The sequence below is a fragment of the Flexivirga endophytica genome, assembly GCF_014640635.1.
Taxonomy (GTDB): Bacteria; Actinomycetota; Actinomycetes; order Actinomycetales; family Dermatophilaceae; genus Flexivirga; species Flexivirga endophytica.
The window spans coordinates 354,182-372,630 of the sequence record NZ_BMHI01000002.1 but is presented as its reverse complement, the minus strand read 5'-3'; the positions used below and the strand labels follow the sequence as shown (position 1 = coordinate 372,630).

The following is an 18,449-nucleotide window of genomic DNA, read 5'->3' as shown; positions in this document are numbered from 1 at the left end:
TCGGGCCCCATCGGGCCGGCATAGAGCTCACACAGGTCGCCCATACGGGCGGTCGGTTGAGTGGTCCGCATGAACACCACCAGCGCTCTTCTGCGGAATGACGACTCCTCCGGATTCCTGCGTCGCGCGGGCCGAGCTGTGCTCGGCAGCGCCGCGATCCTGATCGTCGGCGCCGGCGCGACTCCGGCCGCGCAGGCCGCGACCGCGGGCTCCGCCGGTGCGCGTGCGGCCACGGCACATCACTCCGCCTCTGCGACCGGACCGGCTTCGTTGCCGGTCGAGCCGCGGGCCTCGGTGCGTCTCGTCGTCGGCGAGGACGGCAGTCTCACTCGATCGAGTTGAGCGTGACCTCGCGCGCCACAGCACGTCAAGCGCTCGCGGGATCCGTGCCCTGAGGAACGACGGTGAGCGACGCCTCGGACGGCACGGGCAGCTTCGTGCTGACCGCATACGTGGTGACCACGTAATCGCCGGCAGGCAGCGGCGGCGGCTTGCCGTCGCTGCCGCAGGCCGGCGTTCCGTTCCCACCGTCGGACGTGCAGGCGTTGTATGTCGCCTTGACCGGCACCCGATACGTCGAGGTGCCGACCCGGACCGTCATCCTCGTCGCACACCCTGCCCAAGCGGGTGTCGGTTTGTCATCCGGCCCACTCAGGAGAATTTGGAACGGTGCGCCGCACCCGATGAAATGCAGCGCGTGACCGGTGTTGTTCTGCACGATGAGCTGGGCGGTCACCGTTCCGCCGGCGCGCAGTGAACTCTCCGGCAGGCTGAGACGTGCGCTCATGCCCGGCGTTCGGTGATCGGACGAGGACGATGTCGGAGCCGAGCCCGGCGCGGCGCCGTTGCCCTGACTACCGCAGCCAGCCATGGCCAGGATTGTCGCTGCGGCTACCCCGCCGGGGTGTGCCGAAACGGACCGACACGTACCCAGCGTGCCACCCCCCCCGGAGTTCACCTCCGCCGCTCCGCTCCCCCGGCGATACTTCGCGGGGACCCCAGCTAGGTTGATGCCATGCCACGTTCGATCCTCTTGGTGCGACACGGTCAGGCGTCGTTCGGCAAGAGCGACTACGACCAGCTGAGCGACCTCGGGCGCACCCAGTCGCGACTGCTCGGCCAGTTCTTCAGCACCCGTGACTTCAGGCCGGACCGGATCGTCAGCGGCAGCCTCAACCGGCAACGCCAGACCGCCGCGGGCATCTGCGTCGCCGCGGGCTGGGTCACGCCGACCGACGTCGATCCGGCCTGGAACGAGCTGGACCACGTGCAGGTCATCAACGCGTTCAAGCCGGCATACAAGAACATGCTGGTGCTCAAGGCCGACATGGTGCGCACGCTGCGGCCACGGGCGGCGTTCGAGGACATGTTCACCCACGCGATCGCCCGGTGGGCGAGCGGCGAGCACGACGACGACTACACCGAGAGCTTCGCCGCCTTCGACACGCGGGTGCGCACGGCGATGTCAGCGCTGCTCGAGGACGAGGCGGAGTCGACGCTGGTTGTCTCCAGCGTCGGACTCATCTCGTGGATCGTCGCGCGCATCCTGGTCCGCGAGCCGTGGGACCGCGACGTGCGCGACCCGGAGCGCCCGGGGACCAACGACCTGGCGATCGAGAGCATCTGGCGGGCGACGTCGATGGCCGGTTACAACTCCGGCGTCACGCGGTTGGTCCTCGACAAGGACGGCTTGCCGCAGCTGTTGACCTACAACGAGATCGGCCACCTACCGGAAGCGAAACTCGTCACCGCCCGCTGACGGGCTCCCTCTCGCCGAGCGGGCATCCTCCCGCCGAGCAGACCCCGTCTCGCCGAGAGGACAGCTTATGTACCGAGAGGACAGGGAATTCAGCCATATTCAGGCCGAATTCCATGTCCTCTCAGTGTGTTTCCTGTCCTCTCGGCGATCTGGGCACGCGGCTCGTTGCTCGTTGCTCGTTGCTCGTTGCTACGAGATCAGTCGAGTGCGGTCAGACGCGGGGGTACTTGCCGGAGACGACGTCCTGGGCGTAGCCCTCGTAGTAGGGGACGTAGCCGCCGGCGGCGTCGGTCAGCGCGTAGACGGTGTCCTCGCCGGGTCGCTCGAAGCTCTGGTTGCGCAGCTCGATCTTGCGACTCTTGAAGGTCGACGTGTGCTCCAGGGAGTCGGTGATCCGGATGAACAACGGCATCGCGTATGACGGCAGGGATGTCGCGAGGTGCTCGAAAACTGCTGGGCCGTCGAAGGATGCACCCTCGCGGAGGACGACTGCCGCCATACCGGCCTTGCCGTCCGTGCCGGGCACCGCGACGCCGTAGACGGTGACGTCGTCCACGCTGGGCAACTCGTCGATCGCGCCCTCCACCTCGGTGGTGGCGACGTTCTCGCCCTTCCAGCGGAAGGTGTCGCCGAGCCGATCGACGAACGCGACGTGGGTGAAGCCCTGATCGCGTACCAGGTCACCGGTGTTGAACCAGACGTCGCCGTCCTTGAAACCGCCCCGCAGCAGCTTGGCCTCGGTCGCATCGTCGTCGGTGTAGCCGTCGAACGGCGCCCGGTCGGTGACCTTGGCCAGCAGCAACCCGACCTCGCCCTTCTTCACCTTGGTCAACCGGCCCTTGCCGTTGCGCACCGCGGCGCCGGTCTCGATGTCGTAGGCGACGACCTTGTAGGGCAGCGGACAGGTGCCGGCGGTCTGATCGAGGTTGTAGGCGTTGATGAACGCGATGTTGCACTCGCTGGCGCCGTAGAACTCGGCGATCCGCTCGATGTCGAAGCGGCCCTGGAAGTCGTCCCAGATGTCCGGGCGCAGCCCGTTGCCGACGATGACGCGCACCTTGTGCTGCCGGTCGACCGGCTTCTCCGGCTGGGCGAGGAGGTAACGGCACAGCTCGCCGATGTAGACGAAGGCCGTGGCGTCATACCGGATGCACTCGTCCCAGAAACGGGTGGCGGTGAACTTCGGCGCGATCGCCATCGAGGCGCCGCTGACCAGCACCGCGCCGAGCGCGACCGTGACCGCGTTGTTGTGGTAGAGCGGCAGCGGGCAGTACATCGTGTCGGTCGACTTCAGGCGGACGCCGAGGGCGCCGAGACCGCTGTAGGACTTCAGCCAGCGGAAGTGGCTCATCACCGACGCCTTCGGCATTCCGGTGGTGCCGGAGGTGAAGATGTAGAACGCCTTCTCGTGCGCGACGATCTGCTCACACGCGGCCGGGTTGTCGTCGGCCTGCGAGGCGGCTGCCTCCCGCAACTCGGTGAACGTGAGGAGCTGTTGCGAGCGGGCGGTGTCGCCCGCGGTCGCGAAGCCGTCGGTGCACGAGTCCTCTACGACGACCACGCGAGCGCCGAGAATGCCCAGGCTGTGCGCCAGCACATCGGAGCGCTGGTTGTAGTTGAGCAGACCGGAGATCGCACCGAGCTTGACCGTCGCCAGCATGACCAGGAGGTTGTCGATGCCGTTGTGCGCCATCAGGCCGACAACGTCGCCGCGATGGACGCCGCGCGACTGCAGCACGTGCGCGTAGCGGTTGACGATCGAGTTGGCCTCGCCATAGGTGAGGGTGCGGATGTTCCCGTCGTCGCCCTCACCCTTGACGAACGGCCGCTCCGGGTGACGCGCGGCGTTCTTCTGGAAGATCAGCCCGAGGGAGTTCTTGGCCGTGGGCTTGCGCAGCAGCAGACCGGGAGCCTCCCTGGCGAGCAACGGGAAGTCCGGCAGGATGCCGAGCGCCCCCTTACCAAGGTCGAGCAGGCTGACGCGCTGCCGGGTCTGTGCACTCATTCGGACTCCTTGTAGCTGTTCCCTCGGCTCCGGTCGGCTCCACGATACCCACGAGTAACCGCGCGTTCGTCTGTCCGCCAGGATTAATCCGGTTGTCCGTCGCTGCGACCCGTGTCAGAGTATCCGGACCATGAAGAGCTGAATCCGCCATCGCTCGCGCCCGTGGCAACTGCCCCGCGAGTGTTCCCACACATCGTGGAACGGAACTCTCATGTCTTTGCAGATCACTGATCTCGTGTGTTCGTATGCCGATCGGCGCGTCTTGGACGGTGTCAGCCTGTCCGTCATACCCGGTGCGACCGTGGGCCTGGTGGGCCAGAACGGCTCCGGCAAATCGACCCTGCTGGAGGTCGCCGCCGGCCGGAAGGACGCCGACGGTGGCACTGTCCACGTGCCGGACGACCTTGGTTACTACAGCCAGGACAGCGGCTTGGACCCGTCGGCCACCGTCGCCCAGGTCTTGTATGACGCTCTCGCGCCGTTGCACGAGGGCGTCGCCCGCATGGAGGCGCTCGCGGCACAACTCGACGACCGGCCGGAGTCCGCCGACGAGTACGCACGGCTGCTGGACTGGGCGATGATGCACGACGCATGGGACGCGGACCGGCGTGCCGAGGTTGCTGCCCACCGGCTCCGACTGGACGCGATCGCCAAGGGCCGAACGGTCGCGTCGATGTCCGGGGGCGAACGCTCACGGTTGGCGCTCGCCGCGCTGCTGACCCGCCGGCCGGAGGTGTTGCTGCTCGACGAGCCGACCAACCACCTCGACGACGAAGCGCTGGACTTCTTGGAGCAGGAACTGAATTCGATGGGCGGTGCCACGCTGGTGGCATCGCACGACCGGGTCTTCCTGGACCGGGTGTGCACCGCCATCGTCGATCTCGACCCGTCGCACTTCGGCACCGACGGGCGCGGCGGCCGGCTCTTCACCGGCAATTTCACCGACTATCTCGACGCGAAGCGCGCTGCCCGCGGCCGCTGGCAGGAGGAGTTCGAGGCACAGCAGGAGGAGCTCAACGCACTGCGGGCCGCCGCACGCACGACCAACACCGACATCGCGCACAATCGAGGCCCGCGCGACAACGACAAGTTCATCTACGGGTTCAAGGGCCAACGCGTGCAGGCGACGGTGAGCAGACGGCGCCGCAACGCCGAGCAACGCATTGAGCTGCTGGAACGCGAGCGCATCCCGAAACCGCCTGCGGTGATGGAGTTCTCGGGCTCGTTCGACCGGCAGCCGATCGCCAGCGTGATGGTGCGGGATATCGCGGTGTCCGGCCGGCTGCGGTGCGACCGGCTCGACGTCGCACCCGGAGAGCACCTGTTGGTGACGGGCGTGAACGGCGCCGGCAAGTCGACCCTGCTCGACGTGATCGCCGGGCGGCGCCTGCCCTCCTCCGGTGACGTCCAGGTACGTGCCCGGCAGGTCGGACTGCTGACCCAGGACGTCGCTCTCCCCGATCGGACGGCGACAGCGACCGCCCTCTTCGAGAAGGTGGATGCGCGAATCTCGTTGTCCTCACTGGGCTTGCTGCATCCGCGTGACCACGGTCGGCCGGTCGGGGAGCTCAGCCTCGGCCAGCAACGTCGGGTCGAGCTGGCGCTGTTGATCGCGCGCCAACCGGACCTGCTGCTGCTCGACGAGCCCACGAACCACCTGTCTCTCGCGCTGGTGGACGAGTTGGAGGAGGCGCTGAGCGCGAGCCCGGTCACCGTCATACTCGCCAGCCACGACCGGTGGATCCGGCGACGCTGGACCGGCCGCGCCATACATCTGCAGCCTGCGTGAGTCGTGCCGCCGCATGACACGAGCCGACCACCACACCCCTGATGCGGTGGTCGGCTCGTGACCGGGTCCGTGTCGTGTCAGACGTCGTCCGTCATCGCACGGTCCGGCGGCTGCCCATGCGCAGGTAGATCAGCAACGCGATGATCGCGCCGATGACCGAGCCGATGATGCCGGACGGCTGGAAGAAGCCGCTCTGGGAGTCCTTGTGGAAGATCAGGTAGCCGAGGAAACCGCCGATGAAGGAACCGACGATGCCCAAGACGATCGTCGCGAGGATGCCGATGTTCTGGCGTCCGGGCACGAGCAGTCGGGCGACCGCACCGGCGATGAGGCCGATGACGATCAGACTGATGATGAGACCGAGCATGGTGAGATTTCGCTTTCCAGGTGTGAGCGGACCCCGTGGTGACGCAGTCCACTGTGTTGAAGACCCCCGCCGGGCCGAGTTGGCCCGACGGACAAGGTTTTCACCGTCAATGGTGGTGTGGCACACCCCAAAGGCGGTTACTCTCCGGCAATGCCTCCACGCGTGACCGAGCCCATCCGGCTCGCCCTGATCGACGACTACGACATCGTCCTCGGTGGCCTGGCGCACATGCTCGACGACTACCGCGACCGGGTCGTCATCACCGAGATCGACACCAACCGACCCCTCGTCGAGGACGTCGACATCGCCCTCTACGACTCGTTCGCCCAGGGCGAGGCCGACACCGGCCAGATCGACCTGCTCGTGGACAGCCCGCGGGCACGGCGCGTGGTCGTCTATACGTGGAGTTTTCATCCCGAGTTGATCGCGTCGGCACGCAGGCGCGGCGTGGACGGCTACCTGTCGAAGACCCTTCCGGCAGCTGAACTCGTCGACGCGCTCGAGGCGGTGCACGCCGGGAAGGTCGTGATCAGTGACCCGCCGCCACTCGTCCACAGCGACCCGGGACTCGACTGGCCGGGACGTCTCGAGGGCCTGACCGATCGTGAGTCGGAGATCCTCGCCCTGATCACCCAGGGGCGAAGCAATGCCGACATCGCGTCGCTGACCTATCTGAGCCCGAACACGATCAAGTCGTACATCCGCAGCCTCTACCGCAAGATCGACGTGACCAGTCGGACGAAGGCGGTCCTCTGGGGCATCGCCCACGGGTTCAGGCCCGATCATCACCGCCTCGACGCATGGCGCGACGGTGACGGGACCACCGTCACGACAGACCCGGCTTCGAAGACGGAGGACTGAGCCGCTCTCGTCGCGCCGGGGATCTCACCGGGAGCGGATACGTTGGCGCGATGACGATCATCCGCATCCAGGACATGACGCCCACGGTCGACGAGTCGGCATGGGTAGCCCCCAACGCCACCGTGGTCGGTGACGTGACGCTCGGCGCCGAGGTCGGCATTTGGTATGGCGCCGTCGTCCGCGGCGACATCGAGTCGATCAGCGTCGGGGCGCGCAGCAACATCCAGGACAACTGCTCGCTGCACGCCGATCCGGGCAGCCCGCTGCGCGTCGGCGAGCGCGTGTCTGTCGGGCACAACGCCACCTTGCACGGCTGCACGGTCGGGGACGACGTCCTGATCGGCATGGGATCGCGGGTGCTCAACGGCGCTGTCATCGGGGCGGGTTCGTTGATCGCTGCCGGCGCGGTCGTGCCCGAGGGGATGCAGGTTCCGGCCGGATCACTGGTGGCCGGAGTGCCGGCCAAGGTCCGCCGCGAGCTGGCCGACGAGGAGCGTGGCGGCATCGAGCTGAATGGCGCGGCGTATGTCGACCTGGCCGGCATACACGCTGCGGGTGAGGTCGTGGACTGAGCCTCCACCAGAGCAGACGAGACCTTGTGCAACCGATGGGTTGCACAAGATGGCGTTGCGCTCGGAGCAGCAGCGGAAGGCGACGACGGGCAGTAGGTTGGCGGCATGGCAGCCAAGGGCAGCAAACCCGCCGCCGAGGTAGCAGCCGGCGAACACACGATCCGCATCTCGAACCCGGACCGCGTCTATTTCCCCGAGCGCGGCGAGACCAAGCTCGACCTGGCGCACTACTACCTGTCGGTCGCGGACGGCATCGTCCGGGCACTGCGTGACCGGCCGACCATGTTGCACCGCTACCCGACCGGCATCGGCGGGGAGAAGGTGCACCAGAAGCGAGTCCCCCGAGGTGCGCCGGATTGGTTGGAAACAGTCAATATCCACTTCCCTCGGTGGAACCGCACGGCGGACGAGTTGTGCGTGACCGAGATCGGCGCGGTGATCTGGGCGGTGCAGATGTCGACCGTGGAGTTCCATCCGTGGAACTCCCGGCGCTTCGACGTCGAGCGGCCGGACGAGTGGCGGATCGACCTCGACCCGATGCCTGATGCGGGCTTCGACCGGGTGCGACGCACCGCGCACGTCACACACGAGTTGCTCGACGAACTCGGCATCACCGGCTACCCGAAGACCTCCGGCGGATCCGGCCTGCACGTCTACGTGCGGATCGAGCCGGAGTGGGGCTTCCAGGACGTCCGTCGGGCGGCGCTGGCGTTCGCCCGGGAGGTCGAGCGGCGTATGCCGGACGATGTCACGACCACCTGGTGGCGCAAGGACCGCGACCCGAGCATGGTCTTCGTCGACTACAACCAGAACACTCGTGACCACACGATCGCCGCCGCCTATTCCGTGCGAGGCAACCCTGCGGGTACCGTGTCGACGCCGTTCACCTGGGGCGAGCTCGACGACATCGAGCCGCAGGAGTGCACCATCGCCACCGTCCCGCCGCGGTATGCCGAGCGCGGCGACCTCACCGAAGGCATCGACGACGAGGCGTTCCGGCTCGACACGTTGTTGGAGTGGGCGGAGCGAGACGAACGCGAGGGAGCCGAAGAGCCTCCCGAGCCCGAGGACACCTGACCACGCCCAACGACGATGGCGGGCCGGACTCCCCCGAGCTACCCGACCCGCCACGCCGTCACTCGGCCAGCTGTACCGCCTCCGGGACCGGCTGCTCGGCCGCCTGACCGAGTGCCTGATCGGAACGTGCCGAGTCTTCGATCCCGAGCCTTCCCAGTGCCTTTCGAAGGTTCCGGATCTCCGGGTCCCGCTCTCGACGCGAGCGGCTCAGCCGCCATACGCCACGCAGGTCGTCACGGGCCGTGCTGGTGATGTGCACTCGGCTGTCGGGGTCGTCATACCAATCGACCGGCACCTCGTGGATCCGCAGTCGGCACCGCTCCGCGAGCACCAGCACCTCGGTGTCGAAGAACCACGTCTCGTCCTCGACCAGGGGCAGCAGCTCACGGGCGACGTCGCTGCGGATCGCCTTGAACCCGCACTGCGCATCGGTGAACCCGGTCCGCAGCGACCAATGCAGGATGAAGTTGTAGCTGCGAGAGATGAATTCGCGCTTCAACCCGCGCACCACGTGAGACCCGTGTGCAAGCCGGGAGCCGATCGCCACGTCGGAGTGCCCCGACAACAACGGCGCCACCAAGGGGAAGAGCGCACCGAGATCGGTGGACAGGTCGACGTCCATGTATGCCAGCACGAGTGCGTCCGAGCCCAGCCACGCATGCTTGAGTGCGAGACCCCGCCCCTTGCGATCCATCGTGCGCACCCGGACCTCGGGCCGGGTGGAGGCGAGACGGCGCGCGACCAGCAGGGTGCCGTCCGTCGAGGCACTGTCGGCGATGGTGATGCGGAACGGGTAGGGGAACTCGTCGCGCAACCTCCGCCATACGGTCTCGACGCTCGCCTCCAGAACGTGCTGCTCGTTGTGCACCGGAATGACCATCTCCAGCACGATCTGACCGGCTGCGTACTCACCCGGAGTCTGTTGTGTCTGAATACTTTTCATTGCTCGGCTCCGTGTCAGCTGGCCGATGACGAGCTCGAGGAGCTGGTCGGCTGGGTGAGGTCATAGAAGGTCGATCCCCCGATCGTCACCTTCTTGTAGTGCGCGGTCACCCACGAGGAGATCTGCGAGCCGGAGCCGCTCGACCGGCCACCGCCGCCACCAACCCCGCCTGCGACGAAGTAGTGGATCTTGCCCGCCTTCACATAGCTCTGAAACTGCGCGAGGGTCGGCGACGGGTCGCTGCCGTTGAAACCTCCGACCGCCATCACCGGTTTGCCGGTCGCCAGCTGCAGGCCGGCCGCGTTGTTGCTGCCGATCGCCGCAGCGACCCAGGTGTAGTCACCGGCGCCGGATTCCAGCGCGCTGACGACCGCAGTGCTCGGTGTGCTCGCGTCGAGGAGACCACCCATACCGCCGCCCGCACCACGCGTGGCACCCCCCGGTGCTGCTCCGTCGCGTACAGCCGGAACGTTGCCTCGACCGCCGCCGGGAGCGCCACCACCGCCGCCCATGCCACCCATCCCGCCGGGTCCGGCGGCGGGGATGGATCCGGTGTGCGTGGAGTTCACCGTGCTCCAGGTGTATGCCGCCGGCCCGGCCAGTCCTGCTGCGATGGCGCCGGCCAGCACCAGCGGAATCGCCTTGTGGTGCAACCAGTTCAGGGCGAGGAGGAGGAACGCCGCCGCCATACCGATCGCCAGGACGGAGGCCCGCAGCCAGTCACCGTACGCAGTCACCCGGGTGAGCAGGATGAAAGACCAGGTCGCGGCTGCCGCCGTCGCGACGGACAGGGTGATCGAGCCGACGGCGTGGTGCCGGCGCTCCCAGGCCTCCGTGGCACCCATGCCGACGACCGCGGCGATCGCGGGCGCGAGGGCCACCGTGTAGTACTGGTGGAAGATGCCGGCCATGAAGGAGAACGTCAGGGCGGTCACGAGCAGCCAGCCACCCCAGACGAGGTATGCCGCTCGACGCAGGTCGGTGCGAGGACTCCTGCCGCGGAACGCGATCCCGGCACCGAGCAGGATCAGTGCACTGGGCAGCAACCAGGAGACCTGACTGCCGACCTCGGATCCGAACATGCGGGTGATGCCGGTGACGCCCCACATACCGCCGCCGCTTCCACCACCAGGTCCACCGCCGCCGCCGACTGAGCCGGTCTCGTTGCCGCTCAGCCGGCCGAAGCCGTTGTAACCGAATGTGAGGTTCCAGAACGAATTGTCCTGACTCCCACCGATGTACGGCCGAGCACTGGCCGGCACGAGCTGCACGATGAGCACCCACCAGCCACCCGCGAGAATCATCGCGCCGAGGCCTACGCCCAGCCCGAGCAGCCGACGCTTCAGCGTCGTCCGGGCCGCGACGAGATAGGCGATCCCGACGAAGGGGATGACGAGGAAGACCTGGAACGTCTTGGTCAAGAACCCGAAGCCGAGGAAGATGCCCACCAGCGCCATCCACTTGATCGAGCCCTTCTCGACTGCCCGCATCGTCCCCCAGGCTCCGAGCGTCATCAGCAGCACGAGCAGCGCGTCCGGGTTGTTGAAGCGGAACATCAACGCTGCCACCGGAGTCAGCGCGAGCACCGCGCCCGACAGGAGACCGGCCGCTGCGCCGAAGTGGCGGCGGACCATCGAGTAGACGATCCCGACGGTTGCGAGGCCCATCAGCACTTCCGGCAGCAGGATCGCGAAGGAGTTGAGTCCGAACGCCCGGACCGACAGGGCCATCACCCACAGTGCTGCCGGGGGCTTGTCGACGGTGATCGAGTTGGCGGCGTCGGACGAGCCGAAGAAGAACGCCTCCCAGTTCACCGAACCCGCTTGTGCCGCAGCGGAATAGAAGGAATTCGCCCAACCGCTGGCCGTGAGGTTGTAGAAGTAGATCACCGCCGTCGCGGCGAGGACCCCGCACATCGAGGGCCTCGCCCAGGACGGGTCGTCCGGGTGGCCGCGCCACAGACGAGTGAGCCGGCCATGGCCCGCAGACGCACCCGAGCGCATGGCATCGCCCGGGCCTTCCCTGCGGACAGCCTGATCTGAGGTCCGCAAGTGTGCGGTCGCTGAATCCATGAGATGAACCGTGGCGATCGTGCTTATGGCCATGCTGTGGGCGTCACCTGGGCGGCCCGTGAGCGTTCAGGAAGTACGCAGACTTGCCAGGTGTCCCAGCCTGGACTCAAAGACAGCCCACAGCCATCATCGGAATCGTTCTCTGCGACAACGGATCTCAGACTTCACAGGGAAGGACGCAGTATGACGCAGGAGCACCCCGATCAGCCCATGCCGGCCGACGGCGACGCCGGCGACGCAACCGCACCGGTGTTACGGCAACCACGCTGGTCCGGGAAGAAGACGGCTGTGGTGGCCGCGCTCGCGATCGGGCTCTCCTCGGCCGGCGCGATCACCGCCTCCGCGACAGTCGCCAGCGGCTCCGGCGGCGGCGTGGGTGGACGCATGGGCGGTGGCGGCATCGGCAACGCCCGCAGTTTCGAGGCCCCCGGAAACACGGACGGTGGGAACGGGACGCAGCAGCAACAAGGCGGCATGGCTCCCCCTGGTAAGGGCAGCGGTCAGGGCAGCGGTCAGCAAGCGCCCGGCGCGCCGAACTGATCAGGCGGAGACGAGCGCGGCCATCGCGTCGAGCCGCTCTCGCGCGATCTCGGACATGCTGCGCTGCTCACCTTCGGCGATCCACTGCTGGAACGACAGGTGGAAGATCGTCACGCCGGCCTCGGCCGCGAGGGTTGCAGCCGGCTCCTCGATCGCCCGCTCGCGGAACAGCTCCCCGAGACGTACCTTCAGCGCCGCGAGCTTGGCCAGCTCCCGCTCCTGGAGCGCCGGCTCGGTGCCGATGATCGACGCCCGCACCCGAGCGAACGGGCGGCGCTCGTCCGGGAAGAACCCACCGGCTCCGTCCAGCGATCGCCGGATGAGCTCGTATGCCGGAGTGCCTGCCGGCGCCTCGTCGATCGGATCGGTGAACAGATCCAGGAAGTCCTCCTGTCCGGCGAAGAGCACCTCGCGCTTGTCGGCGAAGTGCCGGAAGAAGGTGCGCTCGGTCAACTCGGCGGCATGTGCGATCTGCGCGACGGTGGTCTGCTCGAAACCGTGATCGGCGAACAACTGCAGGGCGGTCGCCTGCAGTCGCTCTCGTGCTCCGGGTTGCCATCTCGCCATACGTGCGATCTTACTGATGACAGTCACTGACACCCAGGTGTACAGTTGGTGATGTCAGTTAATGACATCACTCGCCGGCTCGGCGAGTCGCTCATCCTCAGGGAGGACCCACCCATGCGCGTATTCGTCACCGGGGCATCCGGCTGGATCGGCTCCGCAACCGTCGACGATCTGCTGGACGCCGGACATGACGTGACCGGTCTGGCGGGTTCCGACACTTCCGCCGCACGACTCGAAGCCAAGGGCGTGACGGTATTGCGCGGCGACCTCGACGACCTGGACTCCATCCGCAAGGGCGCGGACGCAGCCGAGGGCGTCATTCACCTTGCCAACAAACATGATTGGGCCAACCCTGCGGCCTCCGCTGCCGCTGAGCGCTCCGCGGTGGAGACCATCGGCGAGGCACTGTCGGGCAGCGACCGTGCCTTCGTCTTCGCGTCGGGCGTCGCCGGCCTGGTGCAAGGCCGTCCAGCCACCGAGGACGACGCCAGCCCGCACATCGGGCCCGACTCGATGCGCGGCGGCGCCGAGAACCGCGCCTTCGACTTCGTCGATCACGGAGTGAAGGCGGTTGCGGCTCGCTTCGCACCGACCGTGCACGGCACCGGCGACCACGGCTTCATCTCCTATATCGTCGCGGCCGCCCGCAAGACCGGCGTGTCCGGCTATGTGGGCGACGGCACCAACAGGTGGGCCGCAGTGCACGTGCGAGATGCCGCACGCTTGGTGCGACTCGGGCTGGAACGAGCACCGGCAGGAGCGCGGCTGCACGCAGTCGCCGAGATCGGGGTCGACACGAAAGCCATCGCTGAAGCCATCGGGACGGGCCTGGATCTGCCTGTGGTCTCGATCGATCCGGACCACGCGATCTCACACTTCGGCTTCATCGGCCGATTCTTCGGGATGGAGGGGGCCACCTCGTCCGACAAGACCCGGGCACTGCTGGGCTGGGAACCCACCGGCCCGACACTGCTGGAGGACATCAAGGCCGGCGCGTACTTCGAGGTGTAGCCCGGCTACACCTCGGCGACGGCGTCGGCTATCGGGGTCTCGCCGTTGTTGAACTGCACCATCGCACCGATCGTGTTGTCGGCCGGGATGAGCGCTGCGACGACGGCAGCCACGTCCGCACGTGAGACGGATGCCGACTCCAGGTCGTCGCCCTGCGGCCCCCTGATCTCGATGCGGCCGGTCGGCTCGCCATCGGTCAGGCTGCTCGGCGCGGCGATGGTCCACTTCAGGCCGGTGCCGCGCAGGTATTGGTCGGCGGCCGCCTTCGCCTCGGCATATGCGAAGAACGAGTTGTCTTCGGGCACACCGTGATCCGTGGATGCACCGAAGTAGGAGACCATGATGTAGCGCTCGATGCCGAGCTCAGCGGTCGCGTTCATGCTGCGGATCGCGGCATCCCGGTCGACGGAGTAGGTGCGTGCCGGGTTCCCGCCGCCGGCACCCGCGGACCAGACGACCGTGTCGACGCCCTTGAGCAGCTCCGAGAGTGCTGGGACGTCGAGTTGCTCGACGTCTGCGACGATCGGTGTCGCCCCGGTGGCGGCGACCTCGGGTGCGTGGTCCTCGTTGCGGAAGAGTGATCGGACCTGATGTCCTTGCGCGGCAAGCTGTTTCGCGAGCAGCAGAGCGATCTTGCCGTGTCCGCCAATGATGGCGATCGAACCCATATCGATGCTCATTTCTTCTTCGCGCCGAGTGCCTGCAGCTTCTCGACGATCTTCGGTGTCGGCGTCCTGCCGGTGCCGACCTGCTTGCCCGCCGCCTTCATGGCTCGATCGTAGACGGGGCGCGCGTAGCGCTTGGCGGCATACGCGATGTGCCCGTCACGATCGGTCAGGATGATGTGCTTGCCCGCCTTCATACCGGCAAACGCAACGGCGGCAACCTGATCCGCCGATCGCGGCGCCTTGTTGATCATGTCGACACCACTGGCCTCCATGTCGACGTCCTTGCCACCGAACGACGACGCCAGGTTGGTGCGGAAGAACGACGGGCAGATGACCGACACCGAGATGTTGTATGGCGCAAGCTCCGACTTCAGCGTCTCGCTGATCGCGACCACGCCCGCCTTCACCGCGTTGTATGACGCCATCGCCGGCGCATGGACCAGTCCGGCGAGTGATGCAGTGTTGACGATCTGGCCGCTCCCTTGCTGCTTCATCATCGGCACGAAGGTGTGGCAGCCGCGTGCGACACCGAGCAGGTTGATGTCGGTGATGCGGCGCCATTCGTCCATGTCCGCGACATCGATGCGCCCTCCGGCGGCGATGCCGGCGTTGTTGACCAGCAGGTCGAGTCCGCCATACGTCTGCTCGACCCAGTTGCGGGCGCCCGCCCAGTCCTCGTCACGGGACACATCGAGCTTCACGTAGTCGACACCGGACGGCAGCGAGCCTTCCGGTGCGACCTCGTGCACGTCGCCGACCAGGACCCGGGCACCGTCGGCGACCAGGAGTTTGACCAACGCCTGACCGAGTCCGGAGCAACCGCCGGTGACGAGGCAGCGGGCGGCGGCATACGACCGGGTTGGCCGTCTGGTCAGCGGGGAGGAATGGATTCGCATACCTGTCACCCTAGACATGGCTACCGGCCGGTAGGTGGATCACTCCAACAAAGCGCGGATGTCGTCCGGCGTGATCGCGCCGCCGGCACCGCCGTCACCGTCGACGACCTTCTCGAAGAGCTCGCGCTTGCGCTCCTGCAGGGCCACGACCTTCTCCTCGATGGTGCCGGCGCTGACCAGTCGATAGACCATCACCGGCTTGTCCTGCCCGATGCGGTGCGCGCGGTCGATCGCCTGCGCCTCCGTCGCGGGGTTCCACCACGGGTCGAGCACGAAGACGTAGTCGGCCTCGGTGAGGGTGAGCCCCACGCCACCGGCCTTGAGCGAGATCAGGAACGCCGGGTCGTCGCCGGCCTTGAACCCATCGATGACCTTCTGCCGGTTGCGGGTCCGGCCGTCGAGGTAGGAGCTGGACAGGCCCGCCTTGGCGAGAGCATCGCGCGCGAGCTGCAGGAACGAGGTGAACTGGCTGAAGACCAGCGCCCGGTGGCCCTCGGCCGCGAGCTCGGCGATCTGCTCGACGAGCAGGGTGATCTTCGCCGAGTCGTCGGCACGAGCGGCCGTGTCATCGACCAACCGCGGGTCGAGCGCGAGCTGCCGCAGCGTGGTGAGCGCGGCCAGGATCGCGACACGGTTGCCGTCCGGGTCGTCCAGCAGCCCGAGCACCCGCTGCCGCTCGCGCTGCAGGTGCCGGTCGTAGGTCTGCCGGTGCTTGGCGCTCAGCTCGACCGCCTGCACCTGCACCTGCTTGGGCGGCAGGTCGCTCGCCACCTGCTCCTTGGTGCGTCGCAGCATCAGCGGGCGGATCCGGCGGCGCAACTGGTCGAGCAGCTCGGGAGCCTCGCCGCGCTCGATCGGCTTGCGGTAGCGCTGCTTGAAGGCGTCCGGCCGCGGATAGAGGCCCGGAGCGGCGAGCGCCAGCATCGACCACAGGTCCATCAGTGAGTTCTCCAGCGGCGTGCCGGTGACCGCGAGCGTGAACGGTGCGCCGATGCGTTTGGCGGCCTGGAAGGTCTTGGACGTGTGGTTCTTGACCGACTGGGCCTCGTCGAGCACCAGGCCGTTCCAGGAGGTTGCGGCGAACTGCTCGGCGTCCAATCGCAGCACCGCGTATGACGTGACGACGACCTGCGCGTCACCGATGGCCTCGGCCACGGTCGTGCCACGGCGTTTGCTCGTCTCGGACAGTGCGACCACCCGCAGGTCCGGCGTGAAGCGCGCGGCTTCACCGACCCAGGTGCCGACCACCGAGCTGGGCGCGACGACGAGCACCGGCACGTCGAGCTCACCCTCCTCACGGGCGCGGGCGAGCAGGGCGAGGGTCTGCAAGGTCTTGCCCAGGCCCATGTCGTCGGCCAACACCCCGCCGAGCGCGCAGTCCCACAATGCGGCCAGCCAGGTGAAGCCCTCGACCTGGTAGGAGCGCAGCGTCGCGTGCAGGGAGTCGGGTATGGCGGGAGCGGCGAAACGGTCCAGCCCGCGCACCCGCTCCAGCTGCCGGGTCCACCGCTCGCTCTGCTGGTCGACGACCCCGAGCTGCTCGAGCTCCTCCCACAGGCCGACGTGAAAACGGTTGATCGCCAGGCCTTCTCGCTCCTTGTCGGAGATCTCCCGGGCCTCGGCGATGAGCCGCTCCAGCTGATAGAGCTCAGGCCGGTCGAGCGAGAACCACGTGCCGGACGCCAGCAGCATCGCCTCGTCCTCTCGCGCGAGCGCGGCGAAGAGCTCGGCGAAGGACACCTCCTCGCCATCGATGGTGACCGTCACGTGCAGATCGAGCCAGTCGCTCTCGTCCGAGTCGGTGGCGCCGATGGTGATCTGCGGTGCGACCGTGCTCTCCTCGAACGTCGGCAACTCGCCATCGACGACCACCTCGAGGTCGTCGGAGTCGGACAGCTCCTCCAGGCCCTCGACGAAGCGGACCGCCGGCCAGCCGCGCAGCAGGCTGTCCGACACCGGCCACCACCCGAGGCCGCCGATCAGCTCCATCAGGCCCAGCTCACGCAGCGCCGGATCGACCCGGCCGACCAGCTCGTGCTCGGCCACCCGGTCTCGTGTGCGGTCGTAGACGTCGAGCGCGACCGGCTTGGGATGCTTGCCGGCATACAGCATCGACGCGGTGATGTGGACCGCCTGCGGCTCGGGCGCGCTGACCACGAGGCGGAGTCGCAGCGGATCGGGGACCGTCAGACCGTCGCTGGCGACCAGGCGCAGCTGGCGGGTCAGGCGCGGGTAGTAGAGGTCGCGGAACTCCTCGGCGTCCTCGGCCGGCACTTCCAGCGGACCGTCCAGCAGCAGCGCTCTGGTCGCCGAGCTCAGCGACGTCTCCAGCTGCGCCAGCGTGATGCTGCCGTCGTGGCCGACGACCGCGATGCCGTGCCCCGGATCGCCGAGCACCACGGTCTCGCCCGGCACGTCGGCGAGACCGACGACACCCGCGCTGCCGAGCAGCGAACCGTCGGGTTGCTCGCCGAAGTCGGCCGACACCTGCAGCGGGTCGGGCAGCAGCCGCACCTCGTCACGGCGGTTGTATGCCGGCAACAGCTCGACACCCGCCGCAGTGCAGTCGCGCAGCGCCGACCAGATCCCGGCGGTGCAGTCGTCGAGGTAGAGCTGTGCCGGCGCCAGGGCGAACTGGTGGGTGCGGCCGGTGATCAGGTCCCGCAGCGCCGAGACGGCATCTGCCTGCGCGAGGTTGAAGCGCCGTCGGACCCGGTTGAGCGCGATCTCGTCCCACGACGAGGTCTTGGACCAATTGGTGGTCTTGGTGACGTGGGCGGGGCGGATCGCCAGCCGGGTCACCCGGCGCCGGCCGCGCAACTCCTTGGTGGCTTCGAGGCGCAGCCCGAGCCGGACGCCGTCGTCCGCGTGGTCGACCGGCGGGTCCTCCAGCTGCTCCTGGACGAAGCGGCGCCAGGCCGGCAGCTGCTGCACCGCGCCACCGAGGTGGTCACGCGCGGTCAGCAGGGTCGCGGCGACGTGTTTGCACTCGGTCGCGACGGGGCACGAGCAGCGCGAATGCCAGTCGGGCAGCCCGTCGTGGTCCTCCACGCGGGTGATCATCACGGTGTAGGGGCGGGTGCGGTTGCCCTCGACCGTGGCGAGGAGCAGCCGGCCCTGATCACCGGTGTTGATCGACTGCACGCGCTCGGAGTCGACATACAGCTCGGCACGCGCGAGGGTCAGCTCGCCCAGCCGTGCGGCAAGCTGCTCCGGCCCCACCCGGCGCACCCATTCAGCGCCGCGCAGCTGCACCGGCGACTCGCCCCTCGTCATCGGCGCAGCTCCCTGAATCTGATTGCCGGCCTTCGGCCGCGCAACT

17 protein-coding genes are annotated in these 18,449 nt (G+C 67.9%); 8 read left to right on the top strand and 9 right to left on the bottom strand.

Annotated elements, in window-relative coordinates:
• Nucleotides 1-69: 69 nt before the first annotated feature.
• Nucleotides 70-342, top strand: coding sequence for a hypothetical protein (locus IEX71_RS06735; RefSeq protein WP_188836211.1), 273 nt, complete (start codon nt 70-72; stop codon nt 340-342).
• A gap of 25 nt (nt 343-367) precedes the next feature.
• Here the strand turns inward: IEX71_RS06735 and IEX71_RS06730 are convergent, their stop codons facing one another.
• A complete protein-coding gene (locus IEX71_RS06730) occupies nt 368-787 on the bottom strand; it encodes a hypothetical protein (protein WP_188836210.1) in 420 nt (139 codons plus the stop codon).
• 228 nt (nt 788-1,015) lie between these two features.
• Between IEX71_RS06730 and IEX71_RS06725 the strand changes: the two genes are divergently transcribed.
• Complete coding sequence (locus tag IEX71_RS06725; RefSeq protein ID WP_188836209.1) at nt 1,016-1,759, top strand: histidine phosphatase family protein; 744 nt, start codon at nt 1,016-1,018, stop codon at nt 1,757-1,759.
• Between the two features lie 211 nt (nt 1,760-1,970).
• On the opposite strand, the gene IEX71_RS06720 is transcribed toward IEX71_RS06725, so the two are convergent.
• The gene (locus IEX71_RS06720) at nt 1,971-3,764 is read right to left on the bottom strand and encodes a long-chain-acyl-CoA synthetase (protein WP_188836208.1); all 1,794 of its coding nucleotides are present in this window, start codon (nt 3,762-3,764) and stop codon (nt 1,971-1,973) included.
• 211 nt (nt 3,765-3,975) lie between these two features.
• Here IEX71_RS06720 and IEX71_RS06715 point away from each other — a divergent pair, with 211 nt between their 5' ends.
• Nucleotides 3,976-5,553, top strand: coding sequence for an ABC-F family ATP-binding cassette domain-containing protein (locus tag IEX71_RS06715; RefSeq protein ID WP_188836207.1), 1,578 nt, complete (start codon nt 3,976-3,978; stop codon nt 5,551-5,553).
• Between the two features lie 91 nt (nt 5,554-5,644).
• Here the strand turns inward: IEX71_RS06715 and IEX71_RS06710 are convergent, their stop codons facing one another.
• Nucleotides 5,645-5,920, bottom strand: a complete 276-nt coding sequence (locus tag IEX71_RS06710) for a GlsB/YeaQ/YmgE family stress response membrane protein (RefSeq protein ID WP_188836206.1) — start codon at nt 5,918-5,920, stop codon at nt 5,645-5,647.
• Nucleotides 5,921-6,070: 150 nt separating this feature from the next.
• Here IEX71_RS06710 and IEX71_RS06705 point away from each other — a divergent pair, with 150 nt between their 5' ends.
• The 3 genes from IEX71_RS06705 to ligD all read left to right on the top strand — a co-directional run bounded on the left by IEX71_RS06705 (nt 6,071) and on the right by ligD (nt 8,430).
• Nucleotides 6,071-6,781 carry a LuxR C-terminal-related transcriptional regulator gene (locus IEX71_RS06705; protein WP_188836205.1) on the top strand — a complete coding sequence of 237 codons (711 nt, stop codon included), beginning with the start codon at nt 6,071-6,073 and terminating at the stop codon, nt 6,779-6,781.
• Nucleotides 6,782-6,831: 50 nt separating this feature from the next.
• A complete protein-coding gene (locus IEX71_RS06700) occupies nt 6,832-7,353 on the top strand; it encodes a gamma carbonic anhydrase family protein (RefSeq protein ID WP_188836204.1) in 522 nt (173 codons plus the stop codon).
• Nucleotides 7,354-7,458: 105 nt separating this feature from the next.
• Nucleotides 7,459-8,430 carry a non-homologous end-joining DNA ligase gene (gene ligD, locus IEX71_RS06695; protein WP_188836203.1) on the top strand — a complete coding sequence of 324 codons (972 nt, stop codon included), beginning with the start codon at nt 7,459-7,461 and terminating at the stop codon, nt 8,428-8,430.
• 58 nt (nt 8,431-8,488) lie between these two features.
• On the opposite strand, the gene IEX71_RS06690 is transcribed toward ligD, so the two are convergent.
• Complete coding sequence (locus IEX71_RS06690) at nt 8,489-9,373, bottom strand: dolichyl-phosphate beta-glucosyltransferase (RefSeq protein ID WP_188836202.1); 885 nt, start codon at nt 9,371-9,373, stop codon at nt 8,489-8,491.
• A gap of 14 nt (nt 9,374-9,387) precedes the next feature.
• The gene (locus IEX71_RS06685) at nt 9,388-11,445 is read right to left on the bottom strand and encodes an ArnT family glycosyltransferase (protein WP_188836201.1); all 2,058 of its coding nucleotides are present in this window, start codon (nt 11,443-11,445) and stop codon (nt 9,388-9,390) included.
• Nucleotides 11,446-11,628: 183 nt separating this feature from the next.
• On the opposite strand from IEX71_RS06685, the gene IEX71_RS06680 reads away from it, so the two are divergent.
• Complete coding sequence (locus IEX71_RS06680) at nt 11,629-11,985, top strand: hypothetical protein (protein WP_188836200.1); 357 nt, start codon at nt 11,629-11,631, stop codon at nt 11,983-11,985.
• Here the strand turns inward: IEX71_RS06680 and IEX71_RS06675 are convergent, their stop codons facing one another.
• The gene (locus tag IEX71_RS06675; protein WP_188836199.1) at nt 11,986-12,552 is read right to left on the bottom strand and encodes a TetR/AcrR family transcriptional regulator; all 567 of its coding nucleotides are present in this window, start codon (nt 12,550-12,552) and stop codon (nt 11,986-11,988) included. It lies immediately after the preceding gene.
• A gap of 114 nt (nt 12,553-12,666) precedes the next feature.
• Between IEX71_RS06675 and IEX71_RS06670 the strand changes: the two genes are divergently transcribed.
• Complete coding sequence (locus IEX71_RS06670; protein WP_188836198.1) at nt 12,667-13,563, top strand: SDR family oxidoreductase; 897 nt, start codon at nt 12,667-12,669, stop codon at nt 13,561-13,563.
• Between the two features lie 5 nt (nt 13,564-13,568).
• Here the strand turns inward: IEX71_RS06670 and IEX71_RS06665 are convergent, their stop codons facing one another.
• From IEX71_RS06665 to IEX71_RS06655, 3 genes are read right to left on the bottom strand one after another with little or no spacing between them, the layout of a single operon-like run.
• Nucleotides 13,569-14,231, bottom strand: a complete 663-nt coding sequence (locus IEX71_RS06665; protein ID WP_188836571.1) for an NAD(P)H-binding protein — start codon at nt 14,229-14,231, stop codon at nt 13,569-13,571.
• A gap of 8 nt (nt 14,232-14,239) precedes the next feature.
• Nucleotides 14,240-15,127, bottom strand: a complete 888-nt coding sequence (locus IEX71_RS06660) for an SDR family NAD(P)-dependent oxidoreductase (RefSeq protein ID WP_188836197.1) — start codon at nt 15,125-15,127, stop codon at nt 14,240-14,242.
• 39 nt (nt 15,128-15,166) lie between these two features.
• Nucleotides 15,167-18,403: a DEAD/DEAH box helicase gene (locus tag IEX71_RS06655; RefSeq protein ID WP_188836196.1), complete on the bottom strand. Its 3,237-nt coding sequence runs from the start codon at nt 18,401-18,403 to the stop codon at nt 15,167-15,169.
• Nucleotides 18,404-18,449 lie beyond the last annotated feature (46 nt).

Bases quoted from the DNA above. Each gene is read 5' to 3' on its own strand.
- IEX71_RS06735 (WP_188836211.1), top strand. From the start codon at position 70: ATGAACACCACCAGCGCTCTTCTGCGGAATGACGACTCCTCCGGATTC.
- IEX71_RS06730 (WP_188836210.1), bottom strand. From the start codon at position 787: ATGAGCGCACGTCTCAGCCTGCCGGAGAGTTCACTGCGCGCCGGCGGA.
- IEX71_RS06725 (WP_188836209.1), top strand. From the start codon at position 1,016: ATGCCACGTTCGATCCTCTTGGTGCGACACGGTCAGGCGTCGTTCGGC.
- IEX71_RS06720 (WP_188836208.1), bottom strand. From the start codon at position 3,764: ATGAGTGCACAGACCCGGCAGCGCGTCAGCCTGCTCGACCTTGGTAAG.
- IEX71_RS06715 (WP_188836207.1), top strand. From the start codon at position 3,976: ATGTCTTTGCAGATCACTGATCTCGTGTGTTCGTATGCCGATCGGCGC.
- IEX71_RS06710 (WP_188836206.1), bottom strand. From the start codon at position 5,920: ATGCTCGGTCTCATCATCAGTCTGATCGTCATCGGCCTCATCGCCGGT.
- IEX71_RS06705 (WP_188836205.1), top strand. From the start codon at position 6,071: ATGCCTCCACGCGTGACCGAGCCCATCCGGCTCGCCCTGATCGACGAC.
- IEX71_RS06700 (WP_188836204.1), top strand. From the start codon at position 6,832: ATGACGATCATCCGCATCCAGGACATGACGCCCACGGTCGACGAGTCG.
- ligD (WP_188836203.1), top strand. From the start codon at position 7,459: ATGGCAGCCAAGGGCAGCAAACCCGCCGCCGAGGTAGCAGCCGGCGAA.
- IEX71_RS06690 (WP_188836202.1), bottom strand. From the start codon at position 9,373: ATGAAAAGTATTCAGACACAACAGACTCCGGGTGAGTACGCAGCCGGT.
- IEX71_RS06685 (WP_188836201.1), bottom strand. From the start codon at position 11,445: ATGGATTCAGCGACCGCACACTTGCGGACCTCAGATCAGGCTGTCCGC.
- IEX71_RS06680 (WP_188836200.1), top strand. From the start codon at position 11,629: ATGACGCAGGAGCACCCCGATCAGCCCATGCCGGCCGACGGCGACGCC.
- IEX71_RS06675 (WP_188836199.1), bottom strand. From the start codon at position 12,552: ATGGCGAGATGGCAACCCGGAGCACGAGAGCGACTGCAGGCGACCGCC.
- IEX71_RS06670 (WP_188836198.1), top strand. From the start codon at position 12,667: ATGCGCGTATTCGTCACCGGGGCATCCGGCTGGATCGGCTCCGCAACC.
- IEX71_RS06665 (WP_188836571.1), bottom strand. From the start codon at position 14,231: ATGGGTTCGATCGCCATCATTGGCGGACACGGCAAGATCGCTCTGCTG.
- IEX71_RS06660 (WP_188836197.1), bottom strand. From the start codon at position 15,127: ATGCGAATCCATTCCTCCCCGCTGACCAGACGGCCAACCCGGTCGTAT.
- IEX71_RS06655 (WP_188836196.1), bottom strand. From the start codon at position 18,403: ATGACGAGGGGCGAGTCGCCGGTGCAGCTGCGCGGCGCTGAATGGGTG.